The sequence below is a fragment of the Neorhizobium sp. S3-V5DH genome (assembly GCF_004343065.1).
GTDB lineage: Bacteria > Pseudomonadota > Alphaproteobacteria > Rhizobiales > Rhizobiaceae > Neorhizobium > Neorhizobium huautlense.
On sequence record NZ_SMCL01000005.1, the window covers coordinates 1 to 20,575 of the forward strand.

23 protein-coding genes and 2 pseudogenes are annotated in these 20,575 nt (G+C 58.4%); 13 read left to right on the top strand and 12 right to left on the bottom strand.

Features of this window, described 5'->3' with window-relative positions; genetic code table 11:
- Positions 1-228 precede the first annotated feature (228 nt).
- Positions 229-426: pseudogene (locus EDE09_RS09895) on the top strand (transposase domain-containing protein); the annotation flags it as partial.
- A 23-nt stretch (positions 427-449) separates the two neighbouring features.
- Here the strand turns inward: EDE09_RS09895 and EDE09_RS28835 are convergent.
- Positions 450-572 carry a hypothetical protein gene (locus EDE09_RS28835; protein WP_281033648.1) on the bottom strand — a complete coding sequence of 41 codons (123 nt, stop codon included), beginning with the start codon at positions 570-572 and terminating at the stop codon, positions 450-452.
- A 200-nt stretch (positions 573-772) separates the two neighbouring features.
- Here EDE09_RS28835 and EDE09_RS09900 point away from each other — a divergent pair, with 200 nt between their 5' ends.
- Positions 773-1,405 (top strand): LysE family translocator, encoded by a 633-nt coding sequence (locus EDE09_RS09900; protein WP_105375162.1) that lies wholly within the window; start codon positions 773-775, stop codon positions 1,403-1,405.
- Between the two features lie 45 nt (positions 1,406-1,450).
- Here the strand turns inward: EDE09_RS09900 and EDE09_RS09905 are convergent.
- Both EDE09_RS09905 and EDE09_RS09910 read right to left on the bottom strand, forming a co-directional pair.
- Positions 1,451-1,582: pseudogene (locus EDE09_RS09905) on the bottom strand (transposase domain-containing protein); the annotation flags it as partial.
- Between the two features lie 431 nt (positions 1,583-2,013).
- Complete coding sequence (locus tag EDE09_RS09910) at positions 2,014-3,042, bottom strand: IS110 family transposase (protein WP_132410116.1); 1,029 nt, start codon at positions 3,040-3,042, stop codon at positions 2,014-2,016.
- Positions 3,043-3,454: 412 nt separating this feature from the next.
- On the opposite strand from EDE09_RS09910, the gene EDE09_RS09915 reads away from it, so the two are divergent.
- On the top strand, positions 3,455-3,706 hold the full coding sequence (locus tag EDE09_RS09915; protein WP_105371303.1) for a transcriptional regulator: 252 nt from the start codon (positions 3,455-3,457) through the stop codon (positions 3,704-3,706).
- Positions 3,707-3,708: 2 nt separating this feature from the next.
- Positions 3,709-4,068: a type II toxin-antitoxin system RelE/ParE family toxin gene (locus EDE09_RS09920; protein WP_105371302.1), complete on the top strand. Its 360-nt coding sequence runs from the start codon at positions 3,709-3,711 to the stop codon at positions 4,066-4,068.
- A 34-nt stretch (positions 4,069-4,102) separates the two neighbouring features.
- Here the strand turns inward: EDE09_RS09920 and EDE09_RS09925 are convergent, their stop codons facing one another.
- Positions 4,103-4,336, bottom strand: coding sequence for a hypothetical protein (locus EDE09_RS09925; protein WP_245422792.1), 234 nt, complete (start codon positions 4,334-4,336; stop codon positions 4,103-4,105).
- An 859-nt stretch (positions 4,337-5,195) separates the two neighbouring features.
- Here EDE09_RS09925 and EDE09_RS28620 point away from each other — a divergent pair.
- Together EDE09_RS28620 and EDE09_RS28625 are read left to right on the top strand one after the other, a co-directional pair.
- The gene (locus tag EDE09_RS28620; protein WP_245505108.1) at positions 5,196-5,582 is read left to right on the top strand and encodes a hypothetical protein; all 387 of its coding nucleotides are present in this window, start codon (positions 5,196-5,198) and stop codon (positions 5,580-5,582) included.
- 12 nt (positions 5,583-5,594) lie between these two features.
- Complete coding sequence (locus EDE09_RS28625; protein ID WP_245422790.1) at positions 5,595-6,107, top strand: hypothetical protein; 513 nt, start codon at positions 5,595-5,597, stop codon at positions 6,105-6,107.
- A gap of 167 nt (positions 6,108-6,274) precedes the next feature.
- Here EDE09_RS28625 and EDE09_RS28130 read toward each other — a convergent pair whose 3' ends face one another.
- Complete coding sequence (locus EDE09_RS28130) at positions 6,275-6,511, bottom strand: hypothetical protein (protein ID WP_105371300.1); 237 nt, start codon at positions 6,509-6,511, stop codon at positions 6,275-6,277.
- Between the two features lie 104 nt (positions 6,512-6,615).
- On the opposite strand from EDE09_RS28130, the gene EDE09_RS09935 reads away from it, so the two are divergent.
- The gene (locus EDE09_RS09935; RefSeq protein WP_105371299.1) at positions 6,616-6,987 is read left to right on the top strand and encodes a hypothetical protein; all 372 of its coding nucleotides are present in this window, start codon (positions 6,616-6,618) and stop codon (positions 6,985-6,987) included.
- Between the two features lie 609 nt (positions 6,988-7,596).
- Positions 7,597-8,127, top strand: a complete 531-nt coding sequence (locus tag EDE09_RS09940; protein ID WP_105371297.1) for a DUF4142 domain-containing protein — start codon at positions 7,597-7,599, stop codon at positions 8,125-8,127.
- A 40-nt stretch (positions 8,128-8,167) separates the two neighbouring features.
- Here EDE09_RS09940 and EDE09_RS09945 read toward each other — a convergent pair whose 3' ends face one another.
- Entirely contained in the window at positions 8,168-8,458 is a 291-nt protein-coding gene (locus EDE09_RS09945; protein ID WP_132410118.1) for a hypothetical protein, read from the bottom strand.
- 1,164 nt (positions 8,459-9,622) lie between these two features.
- Between EDE09_RS09945 and EDE09_RS09950 the strand changes: the two genes are divergently transcribed.
- Together EDE09_RS09950 and EDE09_RS09955 are read left to right on the top strand one after the other, a co-directional pair.
- On the top strand, positions 9,623-10,327 hold the full coding sequence (locus EDE09_RS09950) for a hypothetical protein (protein ID WP_165924152.1): 705 nt from the start codon (positions 9,623-9,625) through the stop codon (positions 10,325-10,327).
- A 325-nt stretch (positions 10,328-10,652) separates the two neighbouring features.
- Complete coding sequence (locus EDE09_RS09955; RefSeq protein ID WP_132410120.1) at positions 10,653-11,414, top strand: hypothetical protein; 762 nt, start codon at positions 10,653-10,655, stop codon at positions 11,412-11,414.
- A gap of 153 nt (positions 11,415-11,567) precedes the next feature.
- Here the strand turns inward: EDE09_RS09955 and EDE09_RS09960 are convergent, their stop codons facing one another.
- From EDE09_RS09960 to EDE09_RS09975, 4 genes are read right to left on the bottom strand one after another with little or no spacing between them, the layout of a single operon-like run.
- A complete protein-coding gene (locus EDE09_RS09960) occupies positions 11,568-13,787 on the bottom strand; it encodes a molybdopterin cofactor-binding domain-containing protein (RefSeq protein WP_132410122.1) in 2,220 nt (739 codons plus the stop codon).
- A 3-nt stretch (positions 13,788-13,790) separates the two neighbouring features.
- Positions 13,791-14,243 carry a (2Fe-2S)-binding protein gene (locus EDE09_RS09965; protein WP_105371293.1) on the bottom strand — a complete coding sequence of 151 codons (453 nt, stop codon included), beginning with the start codon at positions 14,241-14,243 and terminating at the stop codon, positions 13,791-13,793.
- A 17-nt stretch (positions 14,244-14,260) separates the two neighbouring features.
- Positions 14,261-14,692 (bottom strand): c-type cytochrome, encoded by a 432-nt coding sequence (locus tag EDE09_RS09970; protein WP_245422789.1) that lies wholly within the window; start codon positions 14,690-14,692, stop codon positions 14,261-14,263.
- A gap of 50 nt (positions 14,693-14,742) precedes the next feature.
- Entirely contained in the window at positions 14,743-15,720 is a 978-nt protein-coding gene (locus EDE09_RS09975; RefSeq protein ID WP_105371291.1) for an AraC family transcriptional regulator, read from the bottom strand.
- 112 nt (positions 15,721-15,832) lie between these two features.
- Between EDE09_RS09975 and EDE09_RS09980 the strand changes: the two genes are divergently transcribed.
- Entirely contained in the window at positions 15,833-16,738 is a 906-nt protein-coding gene (locus EDE09_RS09980; protein WP_105371290.1) for an SDR family oxidoreductase, read from the top strand.
- Positions 16,739-17,366: 628 nt separating this feature from the next.
- Here the strand turns inward: EDE09_RS09980 and EDE09_RS09990 are convergent.
- Positions 17,367-18,326, bottom strand: a complete 960-nt coding sequence (locus tag EDE09_RS09990) for a LysR family transcriptional regulator (RefSeq protein WP_165924153.1) — start codon at positions 18,324-18,326, stop codon at positions 17,367-17,369.
- A gap of 136 nt (positions 18,327-18,462) precedes the next feature.
- Between EDE09_RS09990 and EDE09_RS09995 the strand changes: the two genes are divergently transcribed.
- Complete coding sequence (locus tag EDE09_RS09995; protein WP_105371338.1) at positions 18,463-19,425, top strand: MBL fold metallo-hydrolase; 963 nt, start codon at positions 18,463-18,465, stop codon at positions 19,423-19,425.
- Positions 19,426-19,449: 24 nt separating this feature from the next.
- Positions 19,450-20,034, top strand: a complete 585-nt coding sequence (locus tag EDE09_RS10000; protein WP_105371287.1) for an intradiol ring-cleavage dioxygenase — start codon at positions 19,450-19,452, stop codon at positions 20,032-20,034.
- Between the two features lie 249 nt (positions 20,035-20,283).
- Here EDE09_RS10000 and EDE09_RS10005 read toward each other — a convergent pair whose 3' ends face one another.
- Positions 20,284-20,571, bottom strand: a complete 288-nt coding sequence (locus EDE09_RS10005; protein ID WP_132410124.1) for a hypothetical protein — start codon at positions 20,569-20,571, stop codon at positions 20,284-20,286.
- Positions 20,572-20,575: the final 4 nt, after the last annotated feature.

The following is a 20,575-nucleotide window of genomic DNA, read 5'->3' on the forward strand; positions in this document are numbered from 1 at the left end:
TACCGGCAAAGCTTCTGTCTGCCTCTTTTGCGTTGTAGGACTGAAGGGCCTTCATCGGTTGGGCACCAGCCCTGCGGCTACATTGGCAGCAGGACAAGACCTTCAGAAACCGACCTGTTGCTCGTTCTTCCACGCGACAAATGGAAACCTTTTGGCCGATATACGGATGCCAACGATAAAGAACCTCAACTTCATCGTCGACATGGGCAGAATGAACGGGGCATGGGCATTACGAGAAAGAACTCACTCTTCGCCGGCAGCGACGGCAGGGGACGGACCTGGGCAACCATCGCGACGCTGCTGCAGACAGCGAAGATGAACAATATCGATCCGCTTGCCTGGCTCACTCAGACCCTCGAGCGCATTGCCAACGGCTGGCCGAGCAGCGAAATCGACGCGCTCATGCCGTGGAACTACGCCCGCTGAATGGCCTCAGCTTGCCGCTTACATCATCCGAGCCACCCTTTGAGGTTCTCGGCCGTGAATACCGGATCGGGGCCGGACACACTGACGCGGCCGGTTTCGGATGGTGCCGGCGCCGGATCATCGCCGCCGATCGGCAGATCGATCACGCCCCGCGCGATCCTTCAGCGCCGAAAGAGCATCCTTGTAGTCGCGGACGACGTAGTCTGTAAGCGGTGTCCCGTCCCCATCTTGAACGTCTGCATTGGGGAGGCTGGTGTCGCGTTACATGCCGCCGTCCATCCAGTTATTGCGCTGGCGGTAAAAGCCTCTAGTGTTCGACCGTCACGCCGCAAAGGGATACCCTTCCATGCCTACAATTGACGTCTTGATCGCATTTGCGGTCACCACAGCGCTGTTCGCCTTCATACCAGGACCTGCGATGCTATACGCGGCAGCACGTACTATGGCAGGCGGTCGACGTGCTGGCTTGATGGCAGTTTTGGGCATCAACATCGGGGCCTATGTGCATGTCATTGCCGCCGCTGCAGGATTGTCCGCGTTGTTCAACGCAGTCCCAGTGGCTTACACGATAGTCAAGCTGGTCGGCGCACTCTATCTTGTCTGGCTGGGTATCTCGCTCTTCCGCAGCAGAGAAACTGGCCCCGAACCTTCGACTGTCGCCATGCCGAAGTCGGCAAGAAAGGCTTTTTTCGAGAGCGTGGCAGTCGAGGTGTTAAATCCGAAGACCGCCATTTTCTTTCTGGCGTTTCTCCCCCAGTTCGTTGACGCCAATGCGAGCCTGCCGCTGTGGGCACAGCTCGCAATCTTGGGGGCAATCGTGAACACCATATTCACGTTCGCTGACGTTGTTTGCGTGTTCCTCGCTGGGCTGATCATAGAGAAGGTTAAGCAGTCGAGCCGTACACAGAAGCTGGTCCAGCGACTGGGTGGTACCATCCTTGTTGGCCTTGGTTTGCATGTCGCGTTGCAAAGAACCTGACGACCGTTCGCAGCATCCCATAGCTCGAAAGATTCCTGCGAGCACTTATTTGTGCAACGGGAAATTCCAAGGCAAGAGCTCATCGATCCGGCTCTGCTTGTGGCCATTTATGATAGCGGTGAGCGTCGTGGTCAAATAGGCCAGCGGATCGACAGCATTGAGTTTGCAAGTCTCGATGTGTTCCGGCGTGCAAACTTGACCCCCTTGGCGGGGTAATTGGAGTGAACCCCTCGGGCTGGACCTCGGGACTTCATGAGCCTTCTCCGATCGAGGCCCGTAGAGTGTATCAGTTTGTCCGTGTCCCGTGGTCCAGCCCGAGGGGTTCACTCCATAACCGGCTCATGTATGGATGCCCCCGTTCATGCAAGTTTTTCTTTGAGCGGTTTGAACGTGTGATTGGATGCGGTCATGTATCAGGCCTTTGATGCAGTCTGGAATTTACTGCTGGCCGGTATGGAGCTAAGCGGGGCTGGCGCAAATCAGTTCTACGAGCTCGTGGCTCACTGAGCCGGGTGCATTTCCAGCCCCTCTTTCCAATCTTTTGTCCTTACCATTCGCTGATCTCCTCACACGCCGACGATCCGATCTCGCTATATCGCTAGCTTTGCTTACGCGGTTGCGAGACCGGAATCTTTGTAATTCTCCTTCTTCGTCATCATCGCCCAGACGGATCGCGCCATCTTGTTGGCTAACGCAATAGCGACGAGCATACGTGGCTTGCGCGTCAACATACGTCCCAGCCATGAGCTCCCGGAGGGGGGCTTTCGGCATGCCCATCGGATCACCGTCATTGCGCCGATAATCAAAAGCCGTCGGATATCGCGCTGTCCCATCTTCGACGTCCGGCCAAGCACCTGCTTTCCACCGCTCGAATGTTGTTTAGGTACAAGCCCGAGCCATGCTGCAAAATCGCGCCCCTTCTGAAACGTCGTCATAGTTGGAGCAAAGGCCTCGATCGCTATGGCCGTGATCGGTCCTACGCCGGGCATTGACATCAGCCGAGCGGTATTATCCGATTGCTGAGCTTCAGATTTGAGTACCTTCTCCAAGTTGGAGATACGGGCAGTTAGAAGATCAATCTGCTCCAAATAAATCCGGGCAGTTTCCACAACCAGGAGCTCAAGGCCGCTATCATCGTCTTCTACGATCCCCCTCAACGCGGCCAAGCTTGCAAGCCCCTGCGGTGCGACGACCCCATGTTCTGCCAAGTGAGCACGAAGGGCGTTAATCAACTGCGTCCGCTGACGCACAAATAGATCGCGCGTCCGAAAGATCATGGAAGAAGCTTGCTGCTTCTCCGTCTTCGGCACGACAAACCTCATCGAGGGGCGGATGGCGGCCTCTACGATGGCTTCAGCATCTGCCGCGTCATTCTTCTGCCGTTTGACGAAAGGCTTCACATAAGCGGGTGGTAACAATCGAACTTCATGGCCAAGCTTCCCGATCTCACGAGCCCAGTAATGCGCAGTCGCACATGCTTCCATCGCAACGACACACCTCGGCAATTCCGAGAAGAAAGCCAAGACATGAACGCGAGATAGCTTCCTACGAAATACCAAACCGCCATCGGCGCTGGCAGCATGGAGCTGGAATACCCGCTTTGCAAGGTCAAGGCCTACAATGCTAACTTCCTTCATGGATGCTCTCTCCTCTGAGTGACGTTGTTGCAAACATCACTTTGGCACATCGCGATGCCATCGGGAGGGGGCATCCACTCCATCAGTTCTGCGTGGAAACCAACACACCAGGGGTTTCCCCTGGCGCACCTGCCGGTTTTCTCCGGACGCCGTGCGGCCGGCCAGAAAACCGCGCAGCGCATCGCCCATAGCTCTTGCGTACGCGTTGGGTGATGCGTAGGTGCGCTGTAAGCGTTGATACACGCTTGCGTTGATCGATTAAAAGGTCGTGTGGCGGAAGCTTGGGTCGGCTGTGAGCTATAGAACGGGATTCTGTAACTCACGGCTCTGGGGTCGCGGCCTTACTGTGTGATGAATATTGACAATATTTATCACGCTTCCCATAATTGAAGAGAGACGAAAGGATAGGCCCATGCCGTCAGGCAGCATTCACGTTAAGGTCAGCGGCGCGCTGCAAAACCACATCCAGCAACAGATCGGCGACGATGGCCTCTATGAGAATGCCAGCGAATACATCCGCGCGTTGATCCGCCGCGATTTACAGACCCGTGATGAGGCGTGGGAGGCGCTCCAGCGGGAACTCGCACCCGCCATGCGCGCCGATGACAGCGAATTCATCGCCGTTACCGCCGACGATGTAATCCGCCGCAACAAGCGCCGCTGAGCATGGCCGGATATCGCTTTTATCCGCGTGCCGACGCCGCACAGGACAGGATCTGGCGCGACACTTTGGCCGAATGGGGCGAGGCGCAGGCCGATACCTATATCCGGGGCCTGCATGCTCACTTGCAGCGCCTGTGCGACAACCGTCTTATCTGGCGACGGCTCCCGCAAAGGCTGGCGGTTCCCGCCGATGTGAAGCTCATGGCGTATTTCAGCCGCTACGAGCATCACTACGTCTTCTTCCGTGAACTTGGGAACGGCGACCTTGGTGTCATGAGCATCCTGCATGAAAGGATGGACATGGCGGTACGCCTAAAGGAAGACTTGGCGGCCCTGCATGCCAAGGGTAAAGATCAAGAATAACCGTCAAACCCATTCACTCCACAAGTGAGCGGGCTTACTTGGCCACCTTCTTCACTCGCCGCACGTTGATGGCCTTGGCACCCAGTGTGTTCTTGAGATGCACGGCGTAGTGCTTCTCGATCATTTCGACGCTCGTCCGGCAGTTCTTGGCGATCTGGTAGATATCCGCGCCTTCCAGCAGGCGCAGGCAGCTATAGGTGTGGCGAAGGCTGTAGGCCGAACGACGGTTGCCCTGGCGGTCGAATTTCAGCTCGCAATCAGCCAGCACCCGGTTGAACTGCTCCTTGTGATCCTGCGGGAAGACGAAAAGACCAAATCCTTGGTGCCGTGTCCGGCATCCGCGACGACGTGCGACACCTCGCCGCCCGCATCGACACCATGCACGAGTCCCAAACAAAGCAACGACCTTCTAGACGGGCGGCGGACCAACCACAAGTTGCCGCAAGACCGGCAAAGCAATCTATGTCGTCACCAATGAAGTTGATAGTATCCGCCTGAGCGTCGCCTGTGTACTTTGAGCGCGGCGGCCGTACCTCACTGCAACAGGGTCGGCGCATCCATAGACAAACTGTTCCTCACGGCTAGAGCCATTAACGGATCGTCATCGATCGGCGTTCGGGGTGCTACGCCGGCAAACCAGAAAGGTATCGACGACACTGTCGCCGGCGTCTGCGGTTCACTCGTCTGGACGCAGGCCTAATGCCTGGCTCACGATCAGAAGACTGTGGGACTGAGACAATCCACCTCAGGTACCCAGCACGCCCGGCGACGCCGGTCTACCACTACCGTTCATCAGTGAAAGTAACCCTCCCTTTCGAGCCAATCTTCGACGATCCATTCAATGACAGTCTCTGGCTTCGCCGGAGGATTTTGGTCGAGACAGAAATCTTCTATGGCGTCTCTGGCTCTTGGCGACAGCGAGATGTTGACCGTGCTTGCTAAAAGGGGCGCAGCCGCGTCGGGAGCTTCCTCCATGGGAAGCAAGCCCGCATCCATGCGTCCCGGTCCATGGCCGATCGGGATGCTCCACACATACCTAGCAAGTGTCTCTACAGCGGCGGCAGATCATGGAGTGGAGGATACCGTGCAATTGACCATAATTGAAACCACCAAGGACTTTCATGCCGATGACTATGGTCCTTGACGGGGAGGCTGTCGTGCTCGACGAGCAGGGGCGGTCTGACTTCGGCCTGTTGCAGAACTCACTTGGCGCCAGTGGAAAGCAAGGCGGCAAGCTTCCTTCGCGAAACTCGCTCCTCGATGCCTTCGATCTGCTTTACCTCGATGGACACGATCTACGGAACACGGAATACCGGGTGCGCCGGCATCTCCTGGAAGATGTCATTCCGCGAGAGGAGGGCGCGATCCGACTTTCGGAAGAGTTCGAAGAGGATCCGGATGCCCTGCTGGAGCACGCCTGCCGGCTTGGGCTGGAAGGCATCATGGCCAAGCATCTAGACAGGCCACATCGTTCCGGTCGCACTGGCGATTGGCTGAAGATCAAATGCGTTTAGAGCGACAGCTTTGTGATCATCGGCTATGAGCCATCGACGGCTTTACCTGGTGCTATCGCCAGTCTTCTCCTCGCGGCTCGGCACCGAGATGGCTACAAATACGTCGGCACCGTCGGGACCTGCTTCAAGCATGATCAGGCGAGAGCACTGAAGAAGCAACTCGACAAGGTCAAGACGCGCGTGCCGGTCGATCGCGTCCCGGGCAAGAACCTCGTCATGACCGGGCCTTCATATGTCGCGGAGATCGAATACCGAGCGTGGACGAATGATGGGAAGCTGCGGCATCCTTCGTTCAAGGGGCTGCGCGATCCCGACGATGCGGACAAACTTTACCGACTGCCGGACTTCGCCCCACAGGTTCTAGCATTTTCGCTGCGGCTGCTGTTCTTGCTGATTGGATGTAGCTGGGCGCTCACCCGAAACCGTATTCGCCATCTTCTGGCAATTCTGTCCGGCTTTGCCGACCGAGTTAGTTGTCGCATTCTTCGGCCGTTCGATCGCTTGCGAGCCCACTGGCCCACCTGAATTGGTTCCAGGCGTGTTCGTGGTGTCTGGCGTAAAAGTTCCGCCTTGCTGGGCTACAGCGGGAAGAGCAAGCCCAAGGCTCAACATCAAAGCAGTGATTATTCGGCTGGTCATTTTCCTCTCCTTTTGGCTCATCCAACCAAACGCATCGAGGAAGGTTCCCGCCGCTAATCCAGGCCACGCTTCAGCGCCTTCAGCATTGCAGCGAGCTCTGCATTCGCCCCATGGGCCAGCATTAGGTTATCGGCGACCTCGATAACCGCGCCGAGTACCTCGGTCTCGTTCCAGCCGGCCTTCATCGCAGCATCGACGAGCTCCTGAAGTGACAGCTCGATTGCCATCTGGCACAGAATCGGGCGGTTGTCGTCGCGAAGCGGAACCGTGGGAGGAGGGATGTCGAACATCACCTCGAAATAGAGTCGGTGAGACGGGAGGCAAGGACTGAGGGGCCACTTCCACTTAAGGATGAATCATGATTATCTCTGCCCGGGCATATTAGGGGGTAATCTTGAGAAATATTGTTGTACCGCTGGCGCTCGCGCTGGCTCTTTCGGCGTGTGCCAAACGGCCGGATGCGATCGTTCCCACTGACATTCCGATGGCGGCATACACGAACTATTCCTGCGAGCAACTCGCTCAGGAACTAATCAAGGAGCAGGCGACGCTATCAGCGGTTTCCAAGCAACAACACGATGCTGCCACTGGTGATGCGTTCGGCGTCTTCCTCATCGGCGTTCCGATGTCGTCCACCTTTGGCGGCGACAAGGAAGGTCAGGTATCGGTATCTAAGGGCAAGGTCCAGGCGATCCAGTCGGCCATGATGTCGAAGGGCTGCAATGCGCCCGCGCCGGCAAAGACGACTGGAAAATCCAAGCCTTGAATTGAAGGGCGTCGCGAGGGTGCTCGTAGGGCACAAGCTTAAACCTTAAGGGGACGGGGGACGGGTTCGCCCTCGCGACAGCCTATCAAACTGCTAAGCGACCGGTTCGTTCCTTTGGGGGGCAGCCGCCCGAACAAATCGGAGGGGGCAAGCTCCTTCCGATACTACGCTTTCTGAGCTGGTGTCGGCTCAGGGCACTCAAACCAGAACTCATACACAGGCTTGTGGAGGAGGTAGCCGCGCGTGATCTTGCAATTCGCGCGTCCGGTGTCATCCAAGTGCTTCCGCGCCGCGGCTTCAAGCTTTTGTTCCGGCGTCATCTGCCCTGCCATACCCATTGTGAAGCTCTGGGCCGTCCCCATGCCCAGGACGGTACCCATGCTGGGTGCCCACCTTCAGGGACTTGTCGGACGGATGATCATAGACGAGTGCGGCCCTTTTATTCGAAGTCACCACAGGCCAGCGCGATCACCACCGTCGTCCACACCAGACGCGCGCTGGCCGTTCATTACCCGACAACCCGCATGCCCATCGGCTCATACGGCACTTGAAAAAGCTTGGAACTTATCGGTCGTCCGCGTGTTCATCCGCCGCAATAGGAGTACCATAATGAAAAAGATCATCATCGCCACAGCCTTCGTTCTTGCAGCGTCAACCGCCGCCTTTGCGCAGTCGACCGCGGAAAAGACCGGTGCAAATTCGCTTATCGGCAGGGCGCCGTCGACAGAGGATTTCGTCATGCAGGTATCCGCCAGCGACATGTTCGAAATCGAGTCTAGCAAGCTTGCGGTGCAGAAAGGTGACGAGGCGACGAAGGCCTTTGCGCAGCAAATGATTACTGATCACGAAAAGACGAGCGCTGAGCTGAAGGCGCTGCTTTCCGGCGGCAAGGTAAAGGGAACTCCCGTCACAGCTCTGACTGAGGACCACAAGGAAGAGGTTGACGGCCTCGCCAAACTATCCGGCGCTGAGTTCAAGGAAGAGTATTTCGACGACCAAGTGGACGCCCACGAAGATGCTGTGGATCTGTTCAAGCGTTACGCTGAAGGTGGTGACAATGCCGAGCTGAAGGCGTGGGCCGCGAAAACCCTTCCGGCGCTCGAGCACCACTATAAGATGGCGCAGGACCTGGACAAGTAAACGTTGGCGCCCTTGTAGCTGCCAAAGGCGATTCTACATTCTAGACACGCTTTGCCAACGGTGACCACGGATGTACTGGCACTGGTGAGGTCGAGCGACGTGAGAAGGTCGGGGCGAAGAAAACGCGCCGACCTTTTGCTTTTCCAGAAGGATTTGCGCTTCGCGCTACCATCGCCCGCACCAGCGCGCTGGCCGTTTGGCTTAAAAAATTGGTTTTGCCTTCTTTCTGATACCGCGCGGAGGTAGGTGTTCTTGTTATCCCAAGAATTAGCGCTCGTTTGGTGCCGCGCACCACTTGCGCCGAGTAGCGGGTATCTTCAATATCAGCCAATTCGGGATGTCTTGCTGGGTTTTGCTATTGTTTTTATCGCTGCGTCGGAGACGTAAGGCCTGGAGGCGAGACACATGAGATATCGACGCTTGTAGCAAATTTTGTCTGGGGTAACATGAAAAGCGATCTCGAGGGTGAGTGGCCAAAGCGGTACAGCCTGTTGGATCGCGCTGCCCTGACATTTAAATCTTTCCTTGTCCGCGATTTTGGAACTAGGTTATACCAAGGGAAGTTCCTCGATGGCATAGCCGCACAACGCTTTGAGATATCAAATCGTGTCAGCAGAGCGGCGAGTCGTCATTCGTCTTAACAACCATACTGGCGTTCTTCGACCAGGTGACGGGGACGATTTCCTTCTCCGGGCTGACGATCAAGGTGAGCGAAGACCTCGTGCCAATCGTTGCCTTCTTGACGTCTGCTAGCGTTCTCGCCGCATCAAAATGGCTTCTGTAGATGATCTTCTAATCCAGCGGTACATTGCGACGCTCGGGCGACACTTGGGCATCCATAGCTTCCCAACTATGCTGATTGACAAGATGTCGGTAAATCTCTGGGGCGACGCATGATCCCCAAGTTTTTCGGAGAGCGGTCTCGTTGGGTCACAAGGCGACTATGGTGGGGCTTGTACTGCTGTGTTTCTTCATGATGGTTATCCTCTTATTTTATCCTTTTTTTTTGTGGGGAAGAGCATTTTCGATGTTTGGGCGAATCCAGTTAGCAGGGTTGCGAACCCGTTCCTGTCTATAGCATCGGGGACGCTGTTGCTCTTTTCGCTGAGCCTACCTGCACGCCAACAGAATTAGCATCAGCCCCAACATCTTCATGTAGAGCCCCGTCCGGCGATGCTGTTCTAATTGTTTCCGCACGATAAATACAAACCTGGAAGGATGTCGGGACCTTTGGCACGAAATGCGACAGCTCCTACGGCGGTATCTGGGCACGTTAAGTCCTGTTAACATATCCCAGATTCAATTGCGTGTAGTGGCGCCTGTAATAAAGCTTTCACTTGCGTGCATCTGACGGACATGTATCCCTAAAGGTGTAGGGTTGGAAGTGAAGGTCTGAGTCGGCTGGTGAAGCCTTTGGCGCCGGCAAATGTGTATGTCCTTCGGTGACCCCCCATAGATGGGTCTTTATCAGGCCATGGTACGGAAAGGCCTAGCTTTGTCGCGTAAGAAGGTCGCCCTGTTGTGGTCCCTCCCGTTCCTCATCTTCATTGCGGTGTGGATTACGCGTGGCTACCAAACATCCCCCGTGTACTTCCGACTGACAATCGAGGCGGAACAGGATGGTCGAGCCTTCACTTCGTCAGTGCTCTGGGGCGCGAAGTATTTCCTGAACTGCGAAGGGCCGCTGCCCCCGTGTTCGAGGGGTTGGCTTGATGCGAAGTTCGCCGGTGAAGCTTTGCGGGTAGGGACCGGGGCTGACGCGCTTTGGATTACGGTTTCAGAAAATATCAAACTCTGGGAGCCGGCTCGCTTCAGAAACCCCTCGCGACCACCAATGCTGCCGGTGACGGCATGGGGGCTCGATGAAGTGAATCCGAAGGCAGCAATTGAGCAGATTTCCAGAATCGCTCACGATCAAGCGCCCCGGCCGCTTGATGTACGCTTTCTTCCCAAGATCATTCGATTCAGAGACCGCCAAGATCCGCTGAGCGCTGAATCTGTTCCTGTGCCACCGCAGGGAGAGGTGAAGATCTTGGATGCCTCAATCAGTTTCACTGACGGTCCGATAACCTCCGGCATTTCCACTCAGCTTCCCTGGCTCGACCAGCCGAACCCCTTTTCCGGCTCCGAGAGCAAAGCCTCCCGCTCATCAGCAGCAACAGGAATTCAGATAACCGATTTCAGGAGAGATGAATTATGAGCACACCCACCGTCGCTACTGGCGTTAGCGGCGTACGATAGGCGATAGCATCAGCCCGGGCGCCTAAATCTACAGTCGCCTATAGCTAGAGCGAGCTATAGTTACAAGAAGTTGGCTTACAGCTTCGCGACAATTCTTTTTACATTTCAAGCATGACTTTTAGGAGCGCGACTTCATCACTAAAGTTCGGCAGCTTTATCCACTCGTTAACCATGTAAAAATTTAGGTTGCATCCATCCAAACCATAGATTTTTGCGCGAGGCATGATGCCAAGCTTGAGTGCCCTCTGAATCTTGCAGAACATTTTTTGGTGAAAGGTTATTTCATGACGTCGATCACTCCGGTTGGGAATGCAGCGGCATTAACAATTCTGAAAGCGATGGCGCAAACGAGCGCACCAGAGACATCATTGCCTGTCGCCCAAGCGCCCGGAATCTCCGATGGATCTGCATCTTCTCTGGCCGCCCTCGATGCCATTACCAGAATCATTTTGAACAGCGGGGGCACATTCAAGAGTACCGAGCAGGACGATCACATCCAGAGTGGCGCGAAGGCGACGATTGATGCCGGCGATGGCAACAACACGATCTGGGGAGGCTCAGATAGCCTGATTCAGACCGGAAAGGGTGACGACCAAATCCTGGTGAATTCCTCCAACAATGTCCGGTCCGGAGCGGGGAATGACGTGATCTGGGCGAATTCCAGCAACGATATCGATACGGGAGATGGCCACGATAGCGTTTTTAGTAACTCGGAAAACACGATCAGGAGCGGCGCTGGCGATGATGTGATTTCCTCAAATACAGGGAATTCAATCAACGCCGGTGGAGGTAACAACAAGATCTCTGCAAATGTTGATAACACGATCATTGCGGGGGCAGGGAACGATTTGATCCAGGCTTTCGGGCAGAACACCATCGATGCAGGTGACGGCGACAACATGATTTTCGGCGGCTTTGAAAACAATGTCCGCTCGGGAAGCGGCAAGGACTGGATCCAGAGCGGGCACTCCATTATCGACTCTGGCGGCGATGATCGCATCGAGGCCGAAAGCAGCTTGATTGAAGCTAAATGGCCAGGCCAGTAAAATACGCATTTTTCAAATAGCGGGCCGTCGGTTCGATTCCTTTCGTAAGCAAGCATTGAGACTGTCAAGCCCGAGCCATCGCTGTCATCTGCTTTCCCTGTTTCTGGTCATGCCAAAGCGCCGATGGGACTGCGTCTGTTGGAGACATCCAGTTCAGCTTTTGAGCGCCGCCTTCACCCGATCGGGCAGGAATGGGTAGTGCCGCAGCCGGACGCCGCCTGTCAGTCGGGCGACGGCATTGGCGATCGCGGGGCCGGTGGGCGGCAGTCCCGCCTGGCCGATGCCACCGAAGGGGCTTCCGGGCGTCGGCACGACGGCGACCTCGATTTCCGGCGCCTCTGACATGCGGATGACCCGGTAGGTGTCGAAATTCGCTTCCTGCACCTCGCCGTCGACGACGTTGATCTGCTCGAACAGCGCGTGGCCTGTCCCGCCGGTGATGCCGGCGATCATCATGGCCTCGATATGGAGCGGCTGGATCGCGACGCCGGGATCGATGGCGCACCAGACCTTATGCACCCGGATTTCGCCGGTCTCGCGATTGAGTGAGACCTCGGCGACCTGGGCGCAATGGGAGCCGAAGGCATCGGAGTAGGCAATGCCAAGCCCGCGGCCGTCGCGCGCTCGATCCCATTCCGCCATCCGGGCAACGGTCTCGACAACCTTTTGCGCCCGCGGCTGATCCCTCAGAAGCTCCAGCCGCAACGCGACAGGATCCATGCCTCTGGCAGCTGCGATCTCGTCGACAACACATTCGATCGCGAACCTCGTATAGCCGACACCCACTGCGAACCAAAATCCAATGGCGAGACCGTTGTCCTGACGCAGGTACTCTATCTGATGGGCCGGAACGGAATAGTTGAACTTCGCACCCTCGGTCACGACGTCGTCGTGACCGCCCGCTTCCGCGAAAACCGGAGGCAAGGTTCGTGCAAAGATCGAGTCCGCCACGATGCGGTGACGCCAGCCGACGATGTTCCCTTCCGCATCCAGCCCCACCTTGACGTGCTGGGTTTCGAGCGGCCGGAATTTGTCGTGGCGGATATCGTCCTCGCGACTCCAGATGACCTTGACAGGCCGCCCCTCCACCGCCTTGGCGAGCGACACTGCATCGATGATGAAGTCGGCTTCCGCCTTGCGTCCGAAGCCGCCGCCGAGCAGGGTCGTGTTGACCTTTACCTTGTCGGGCGTCGTGCCGATGACCGCCGCCGCGAAACCCTGCGTGCCCGTCGGCCCCTGGGTCGGCGCCCAGATCTCGATGCTGTCGCCGGTCACGAGCGCGGTGGCGTTCATCGGCTCCATGGTGGCATGGGCGACGTGGTCGCTCATATAGTCGACTTCTATCACCGTCGCGGCGCCGGCGATCGCGGCCTCGGCGTCACCATCAGTATGCGCGGCGACACCTTGTTGCCCGAGGTCGCGGCCGACGGCGCGGTATTCGTCGAGCAGCCGCTGGCTCGTGTAGTTGCGAACCCGCGATGTCGTGCTCCAGGTCACGTTGAGCAGGTCTTTCGCACGTCTCGTCGCTTCAACCGTCTCGCCGATGATGCCGACACCGTAGGACAATGGGACGATATGCGTGACGCCCGGCACGTTCCGTGCTGCGGCGTCATCGATGGTTTCCGGCCGCTCGTCCTGAACCGGTGCCCGCAGAACCGCCCCGTAAAGCATGTCCGCAAGCTGGACGTCGATGCCATACACGGCGGCACCATTGACCTTGGAGGGCACGTCGACACGCTGGATCGACCGGCTTCCGACATAGCGCCACTTGTCGCGGGGCTTGAGGTCAGCCTCCGTCGCCTGCGGCAGCGGATCCGGAAGCACGGCCCTGGCAGCGATCTCGCCATAGTCGAGCCCCCGATCCGAGGATGGGTGCACCACTCTGTGGGGTTCGGTCGTGAGTTCTCCCGCCGGCACGTTCAGCAGGCTAGCGGCGCCAGCCATGAGGATCAGGCGGGTCTGGGCGCCGGCCAGGCGAAGCAGCCCGTTATAGCCGCGCGTCGACTCGCTGCCGCCCGTGAGCTGGATTCCGTAGAAGCCGGGATTGCCGTAGGTTTCCGCATCGGAAGGAGCCTGCACGACCCGCACACGGTTCCAATCGGCATCCAGTTCCTCGGCGACGAGCAGCGGCAGCGTGGTCATGATCCCCTGGCCCATTTCGACGGCAGGCGCGATGATGCTGACGGTGCCGTTCGCTGCAATCGTGATCCAGGCATTGGGGCGGAAATCACCCGCGGCGGCGGTAGCCGGGGTGGCGCCGTAAGTGAGGTCGGGCAGACTTCCAAACGCGACGGCAATGCCCAGGCTGCCGGTCGTGACGAGGAAGCTGCGCCGCGACAGCGCGCGGCTTTGAGGCCGTTGAGTCAGAGTCATGGTTCAGCCCTCACTTGCTGCGCGCTGGATCGCGCTGATGATGCGAACATAGGTCCCGCAGCGGCAGATATTCCCATCCATGTGGTCGATGATCTGTTCGCGGGTCGGATTGGGCGTGGTCGCGAGAAGGGCGGCGGCCTGCATGATCTGTCCGGACTGGCAGTAACCGCATTGCGGCACCTGCTCGGCGATCCAGGCCTTCTGCAAGGGATGGCTGGAATCCCCTGACAGGCCCTCGATCGTGGTTACTTCCCTGCCGGCGACATCCTGCAGGAAGGTCTGGCAGGAGCGGGTAGGCTCGCCGTCGACATGGACGGTGCAGGCCCCGCATTGTGCGATCCCGCAGCCGAATTTGGTGCCGGTGAGCTTCAGATGTTCGCGGATCACCCAAAGAAGCGGTGTATCGGGTTCGGCGACGACATCGATTGCGCGCCCGTTCATGGTGAACGCTGTCATGGGTGCTTCTCCTGATCTTAATTGGCCGGCTGGCCTTCGAGGTATTGGATGATTGCCGCTCGCTGGCCTGCATTGGGGATGGCAACCGTCATCCGTGTGCCGCGGACCATGCGGCCCGGCGCAGTGAGAAAGGCCTCGAGGGATTGGCTGTCCCAGGTGATGCCGGAGGAACGCATCGCGTCCGAGTAGGTAGCGCCTTCGACGGTTCCGGCGGCCCGGCCGATCAAGCCCGACAGGTGCGGACCCGCCTTGTTCTGACCGGCCTCCATACTGTGGCAGGTCGCACAGCGCTGCTGAAACAGGCGAGCTCCGTCGATATCCTGAGCGGCAGCTGGAAGGTGACAGAGCAAGCTCAATATTGCGAGAAGGATCGCCGGCAGCGCCCGTCGCCTTCCTTCATCCTGGGCATCCTGTAGTCCTGGCATTCCATGGAATGGGGTAGACATCATTCATTGCCTCCATTGCTGTAGGCACGATAAAACAGTCTTCCCGATACGATCTATTCGGCTGCGTCTCGAATATCGTCGCGATCGTCCGGATCGGTTTTGAGCTGCCGAGGTGAGAGCAGCTTGTGCCGGCGGTGGAGATACTCTCTGGGGGTGCATCCCATGACGCGCTTGAAGGCGCTGGTGAAGGCGCTTTCGGATTCATAACCAAGGCTGGGTGCGATCGCGGATACGGGCTCACCGGTGCTTTCCAGCCGCTCGCCTGCAAGCAGCATTCTCCAGCGGGTAAGGTAGTCCATCGGCGTCTCGCCGGCCGTTTCCCGGAACCGCTGCGCGAAGACGGACCTGGACATTCCGGCCTGCCCGGCAAGATCCCGCAAGGTCCAGCGTCGTGCCGGATCGGAATGGATGGCCGAAAGTGCCTTGCTCAGGCGGGCGTCCTTCAGTGCAGCGAACCAGCCGGCTTCATGGCCTCCCTCATCCAGGTGCAAGCGCAGCGCCTGTACCAGCATCATATGGGCCAGATGCTGGGCGATCAGCGCTCCGCCTGGCCTACCCTCGCGAAGTTCTTCGCGCATCCTTGCCACCGACCAGCGCAGCGCCACCTGATCCACCTCTTTTCGGATGTGAACGATGGGCGGCATCATCTTGAGAAGTGCCCCAGCGTGGCGTCCGGCAACCGTGAACCGGCTGCCGACAAGAAGCAGGTCGCCGCCGCCGTTGACGGTCACCGTACCGCCGGGTTCCGCGGGAGGGAAAGCTGTCTTGGAATCAAGCGGCTGCAATGCCAGATCGCTTGCCAGTCGGAAGGGCCGGCCGCTCGCCAGCACAAAACAATCTCCCGCCTCGAGCCTGATCGGCTCCTCGATGCCTTCCACAGCAAGCCAACATGCACCAGCCTCGACGGCGTAGCATTTGATGATGTCATCGCGCAGCGCAAAGTGAAGAGACCAGTCGCCTGCGGCGCTGAACCCGGATGAGATGTAGCTGCGGGTTTTGAGCAGCGACAGAACTTCAGAAAGGGGATCCAAGGCGAAATCCGGACGATTGCGACGATAGTGCAGACTTTAAAGCGTGGATCGTGCGCAAGCAAGCCTCTAGCCTTGAAGGAAGTTCCATGGGCGACAAGGGGAGATCAAGACAATGCGGATTTTGGTGACAGGAGCTTCAGGCTTTGTTGGTTCGGCGGTGGTGACGGATTTGATCGCTGCCGGACACAAGGTCATTGGACTGGTCCGGTCGGCGGGCGCAGCCGGAATACTGGCCACGCTTGGAGCAGATGTCTTTGCCGCAGATTTGCGTGATCAGGAAAATCTGCGCGCAGCGATAGCGCGGGTGGATGCAGTGGTGCACACCGCGTTCAACCACGATTTCTCGCAATTCAGGGAAAGCTGCGAGGCGGATCGGTCCATCATCGAATTCTTCGGCACAGAACTCGCCGGTTCGCGAAGGCCGCTTGTCGTCACGTCTGCGATAGGCGTGCTGCCCGGAAATGGGCTTGTCACCGAGGCGACCGATCCGGTGCCGCCTTCGTCCGAAGGCGCCAATCCCCGTGCCGCTTCCGAGGTTGCGGCCGATGCAGTTGCCAATATGGGGGTTCCGGTGTCGGTCGTTCGCCTTCCGCCCACCGTTCACGGCGATGGAGATCATGCATTCATCCCCATACTCATCGGGACCGCTCGCAAAAACGGGCTTGTCGCCTATGTCGGCAATGGTGAGAACCGGTGGCCGGCCGTTCATCGTCTCGATGCGGCGCGGCTCTACCGGCTGGCAGTCGAGAAGGCAGCTCCTTATGCCCGATATCACGCGGTTGCCGAGGAAGGCGTCCCCTTCCGGCAGATAGCCACGTCGATCGGCGCGGGATTGGACCTCCCGGTCCAATCGATCGAGCCCGAAACAGCGGCTTCTCATTATGGCTGGTTCAGCCATTTTGCTGCGATGGATATTCAAGCATCCAGCGTCCAGACGCGTGTAAGCCTCGCGTGGGCTCCGAACGGTGAAAGCCTTTTGGAGGATCTGGCCGGGCCTGCCTATTTCGGCGCAGGCTAGTTTCGCCAACCCAGCAGTCGCGATCCGCTCGCAAGCAACAATCCGGTTATGTGGAAGAATCAACCTATGGTTAGATAGCAATCTGGACGTCTTCTATTCGGAAAGAAGAAATTCGGATTTGAAGGAAGATAAAGGAATCTGAACGCGCGCCCACGGCTTGTCGCAGGCGGATGCAATGACGAGGTTCCGGGGTTCGAGCTGTGGCGTGACGAGATATTCGCCTATGTCGCATATGAGGGATCTCGCCCCGTCGCCTGTGCAGGCGCGTGCGAGGTGGATGGTCACCTGTTTCTGGTCTTGGTGGCGACCAACCCTAATCGCCAGCGGCGTGGTTTCGGAGAGGCTGTCACGCTCGAGGCACTTTACGAGGCGATCCAATCTACCGGCATTGAACGCGTATGCCTCCAGACTACCGCTGCCGGAAAACCGGTGTATGAGAGGATAAGTCTCCGCCAGAACTTGTTACTTCAGCTGTTTCCGGGGGGGCGGCTAGGCAAGGTCCAAAACGCGCAGGCTGGGCTTGTCGGCAACATCCGGGCGTGACGAAGTTTTAGATGCCGCGGAGACGAAACCCGCGGCATCTACGGAGATGTCGGCTGGTTTCCTGCCGTCGCGCCAATATTCCCGGCTACCAATGTTGATGACGGATGTATTCGAGGAATGCTCGCATGGCTGCGCTCGCATGCCGCCGGCTCGGATAATACAGGTACCAGCTTGGCAGTTTTTTCTTCCAGCCGCCGAGCAGTTCGATAGTTCTTCCTTGCTCGATATCGTCACGGACATAATCATCGAACAGGTGAGCAATTCCCGAGCCTGCGAGTGCGGCCTGCCGCTCCTGATGCGCCGAACTCAGTGTCAACCTACCATTCGGAGTGATCTCCACCTCTTCGCCGTCCTTTTCAAATTTCCACGTCGCCATGGTTCCGCCGGGGAAACGGCGACGGATGCAGTCGTGCTGCAGGAGATCGTGCGGTGAAGCGGGTCGGCCGCGCCTGCGGAGATAATCAGGCGAGGCCACGATCGCATATTGCAAGGCGGGGCCCAGCGGCATGGCGATCATGTCCTGGGCGAGTTGGTTCCCGAAGCGCACACCTGCGTCGAAACCCTGCTGCACAATATCGATGATCGCGGCATCACTGACGATCTCGATATTGACGTCGGGATACATCTCCATGAACTCAAAGGCCAAGGGGCACAGAACGTGATCGGCGGCCGGACCCGGTGCATTGATGCGCACGGTGCCGGATGGGCGTTCGCGGAGCTGATTAAGGTCGTCGATCGCTGTCCTGATGTCGTGAAGAGCGGGCCCTAGCCGCCTAAGGAGCTGCTCGCCTGCTTCAGTCGGCGCGACGCTGCGTGTCGTTCGGTTCAGCAGCCGGATGCCCAGTGCTTCCTCGAGCACGCCGATCGATTGACTGATCGCGGACGACGAAACGCCCCTGCCGAGCGCAGCAGCTCTAAAGCCGCCACAGCGGACGACATCCTCAAAGATCTCCAAGTTATCCAGGCGCAGCGGTCGCATTGCAAAGTCCTGCTTATTAAGCTGATCCGTTTTGATTAGCTTATCCTCACGCCTGATCTGTGTCATCCGTAGAGTACATGTCGCGAGGCGGCGCTAATCGCACCTCTGCCGCCGATGCTGAAATCAAAAACAACACCTGCAAGCAGGTATGTTGAACGGGATAAAAATCATGGCTGAAATCACACTGAATCGCAGGAAGATCATGCTGACGGCTGCGTCAGCCGTGGCGGGACTGGCCTTGCCGGCCGGCGTGACCTTTGCGCAGGCTTCTCAAGCGGGGTCGCTCCCAAGCCAGGGCGGCAATGTCGGCCATTACCGCTTTCGGGTCGGCGACATCTCAGCGACCGTGTTGAGTGACGGGCTTATCGGCGGCCCTCCGCGTGTTTACGCCAGCGATGCGCCGGAGGCAGAACTGCAGGATGTTCTGACGCGCGCCTTCCTGCCGACCGACCGCATGACGCTCAATCTCAATACGCTGCTGATCGAGACGAATGGCAGGCGCATCCTCCTTGAGGCGGGAGCCGGTCAGACCATGGGTCCGCAAGGCGGCCGCATTTTCCAGAATCTGGCCGCCATCGGTCTGCGGCCCGAGGACATCGACGTCGTGGTGGTTTCACACACGCACCCGGACCATGTCGGCAACCTTCGAACCGCGGACGGTGGCAAGGCATTTCCGCGTGCGACCATCTTTGCGCCTCGGGCCGATTGGGACTTCTTCGTTCGTAACGATCCGGACCTTTCCTACATGCCGGTCCCCGAAGAGTTCCGCCGTAATTTCGCAGCCGCCATCAAACGAAGCGTCGAGCCAGTGGCGGACGGAATCGTGTTGTACGAAGCCGGCGCGGATATCGTCCCGGGTCTGACGACGCTTCCGGCATTTGGCCACACGCCCGGCATGGCAAACTTCCTTGTTCAGTCCGGGAACGATCAGCTGCTGCTGACCGCCGATCTCGCCTATCACCCGATCGTCAACGTCGACCGACCATGGATGCCGGGGCCGGATCGCGACAAGGAGACGGCACTCGCCTCCCGTCGACGCATCTTCGACATGGCGGCGGCGGACCGGCTCCTGGTCCTCGGCTTCCACTATCCGTTTCCGGGCCTTGGCCGAATGCTCAAGACAGACTCCGGCTATGCCTGGGTCCCGGTCAACTGGCAGTTCTGATAGGGTGAGGAACGGAGGCCCGCATTGACAACATCAAGACGTACACTTCTTTCGGGTTTTCTCGCCATGCCGCTCGTGCCGCTGACGGGAGCGATCGCCTTTGCCCAGGAGGCGCCGCGACTGCCGCTGACCCGTGCCTGTGCCGACGGAGACGAACCGACGCCGGCTCGCGAAGCAGGGCCGTTCTTCAAGCCGAACTCACCGCTGAAACGGGATCTCCATCTGGAGGCGCCTCGCGGCGAACGTATAACTGTCGCCGGTTATGTCTTCGATGATCGCTGCCGTCCCATGCCGCGCAGTCTTGTCGAGATCTGGCAAGCGGACGAAAACGGTGAGTACGATCGTTCGGGCTTCCGCCTGCGGGGACATCAGTTCGCCGACGGGCAGGGACGTTGGTGGTTCAACACCGTCGTGCCGGCGCTGTATCCGGGACGCACGCGACACTTCCATTTCAGGGTTCAGCAGCCGGGCGGAGATGTCCTGACGACGCAGCTCTTCTTTCCGGGCGAGCCGGGCAATGCGCGTGATCGGATCTTCGATGAGGCGCTGCTCATGACGATCAGCTCCGCGGACGACGGCCAGTTCGCGCGCTTCGATTTCGTGGTCTGATACACGGGTTTTTCAGCAGTGGTTCAGACGTTTGGTGGGCCAACGGGTGTCGCCTACCACTGCCAACCGCCAGCGATGCCGCTCGGAGGAATGTGGTTCGATCGCCCAACCGGCGGTGCGCTGTGTCGCGCACGGGGAAGCTTAAACAAAGGAGACTATTGCAGCAGAGACTGGTGCTGATCGCGCTCTGCCGAGGCCGCAAGCCGTTCCGAAATGTCGTCCAATCGCAGGAAGGCGTCGAGGAATTGGTTACCATCGTAATCCAATTGCAATCGCCATCTTCCCCATCGCGAGACCAAGGAGCGCGGCGAGCATCGACGCCGTGCTGCCGGGTGCATCAGGGGTTCGTAGACCAATGGATGCGACGATGTCGTTGAAGTGCTCGTCTATCAGGGGGAGTGACGACTTCAATTCTCTTTTAGCCAACTGCAACGGCGAATTCACCACGCTGGCCAAAGTGCCCCCATCCAGAACAACCTGATCATCATGTTCAAGTTCGCCCTCGGTTGCAGAACAATTCCGAAATATGGATGCCACCGCC

Coding starts and splice junctions, on each gene's coding strand:
- EDE09_RS09900 (WP_105375162.1), top strand. CDS start 773: ATGCCTACAATTGACGTCTTGATCGCATTTGCGGTCACCACAGCGCTG.
- EDE09_RS09910 (WP_132410116.1), bottom strand. CDS start 3,042: ATGAAGGAAGTTAGCATTGTAGGCCTTGACCTTGCAAAGCGGGTATTC.
- EDE09_RS09915 (WP_105371303.1), top strand. CDS start 3,455: ATGCCGTCAGGCAGCATTCACGTTAAGGTCAGCGGCGCGCTGCAAAAC.
- EDE09_RS09920 (WP_105371302.1), top strand. CDS start 3,709: ATGGCCGGATATCGCTTTTATCCGCGTGCCGACGCCGCACAGGACAGG.
- EDE09_RS28620 (WP_245505108.1), top strand. CDS start 5,196: ATGACTATGGTCCTTGACGGGGAGGCTGTCGTGCTCGACGAGCAGGGG.
- EDE09_RS28130 (WP_105371300.1), bottom strand. CDS start 6,511: ATGTTCGACATCCCTCCTCCCACGGTTCCGCTTCGCGACGACAACCGC.
- EDE09_RS09940 (WP_105371297.1), top strand. CDS start 7,597: ATGAAAAAGATCATCATCGCCACAGCCTTCGTTCTTGCAGCGTCAACC.
- EDE09_RS09955 (WP_132410120.1), top strand. CDS start 10,653: ATGACGTCGATCACTCCGGTTGGGAATGCAGCGGCATTAACAATTCTG.
- EDE09_RS09960 (WP_132410122.1), bottom strand. CDS start 13,787: ATGACTCTGACTCAACGGCCTCAAAGCCGCGCGCTGTCGCGGCGCAGC.
- EDE09_RS09965 (WP_105371293.1), bottom strand. CDS start 14,243: ATGACAGCGTTCACCATGAACGGGCGCGCAATCGATGTCGTCGCCGAA.
- EDE09_RS09970 (WP_245422789.1), bottom strand. CDS start 14,692: ATGATGTCTACCCCATTCCATGGAATGCCAGGACTACAGGATGCCCAG.
- EDE09_RS09980 (WP_105371290.1), top strand. CDS start 15,833: ATGCGGATTTTGGTGACAGGAGCTTCAGGCTTTGTTGGTTCGGCGGTG.
- EDE09_RS09990 (WP_165924153.1), bottom strand. CDS start 18,326: ATGACACAGATCAGGCGTGAGGATAAGCTAATCAAAACGGATCAGCTT.
- EDE09_RS09995 (WP_105371338.1), top strand. CDS start 18,463: ATGCTGACGGCTGCGTCAGCCGTGGCGGGACTGGCCTTGCCGGCCGGC.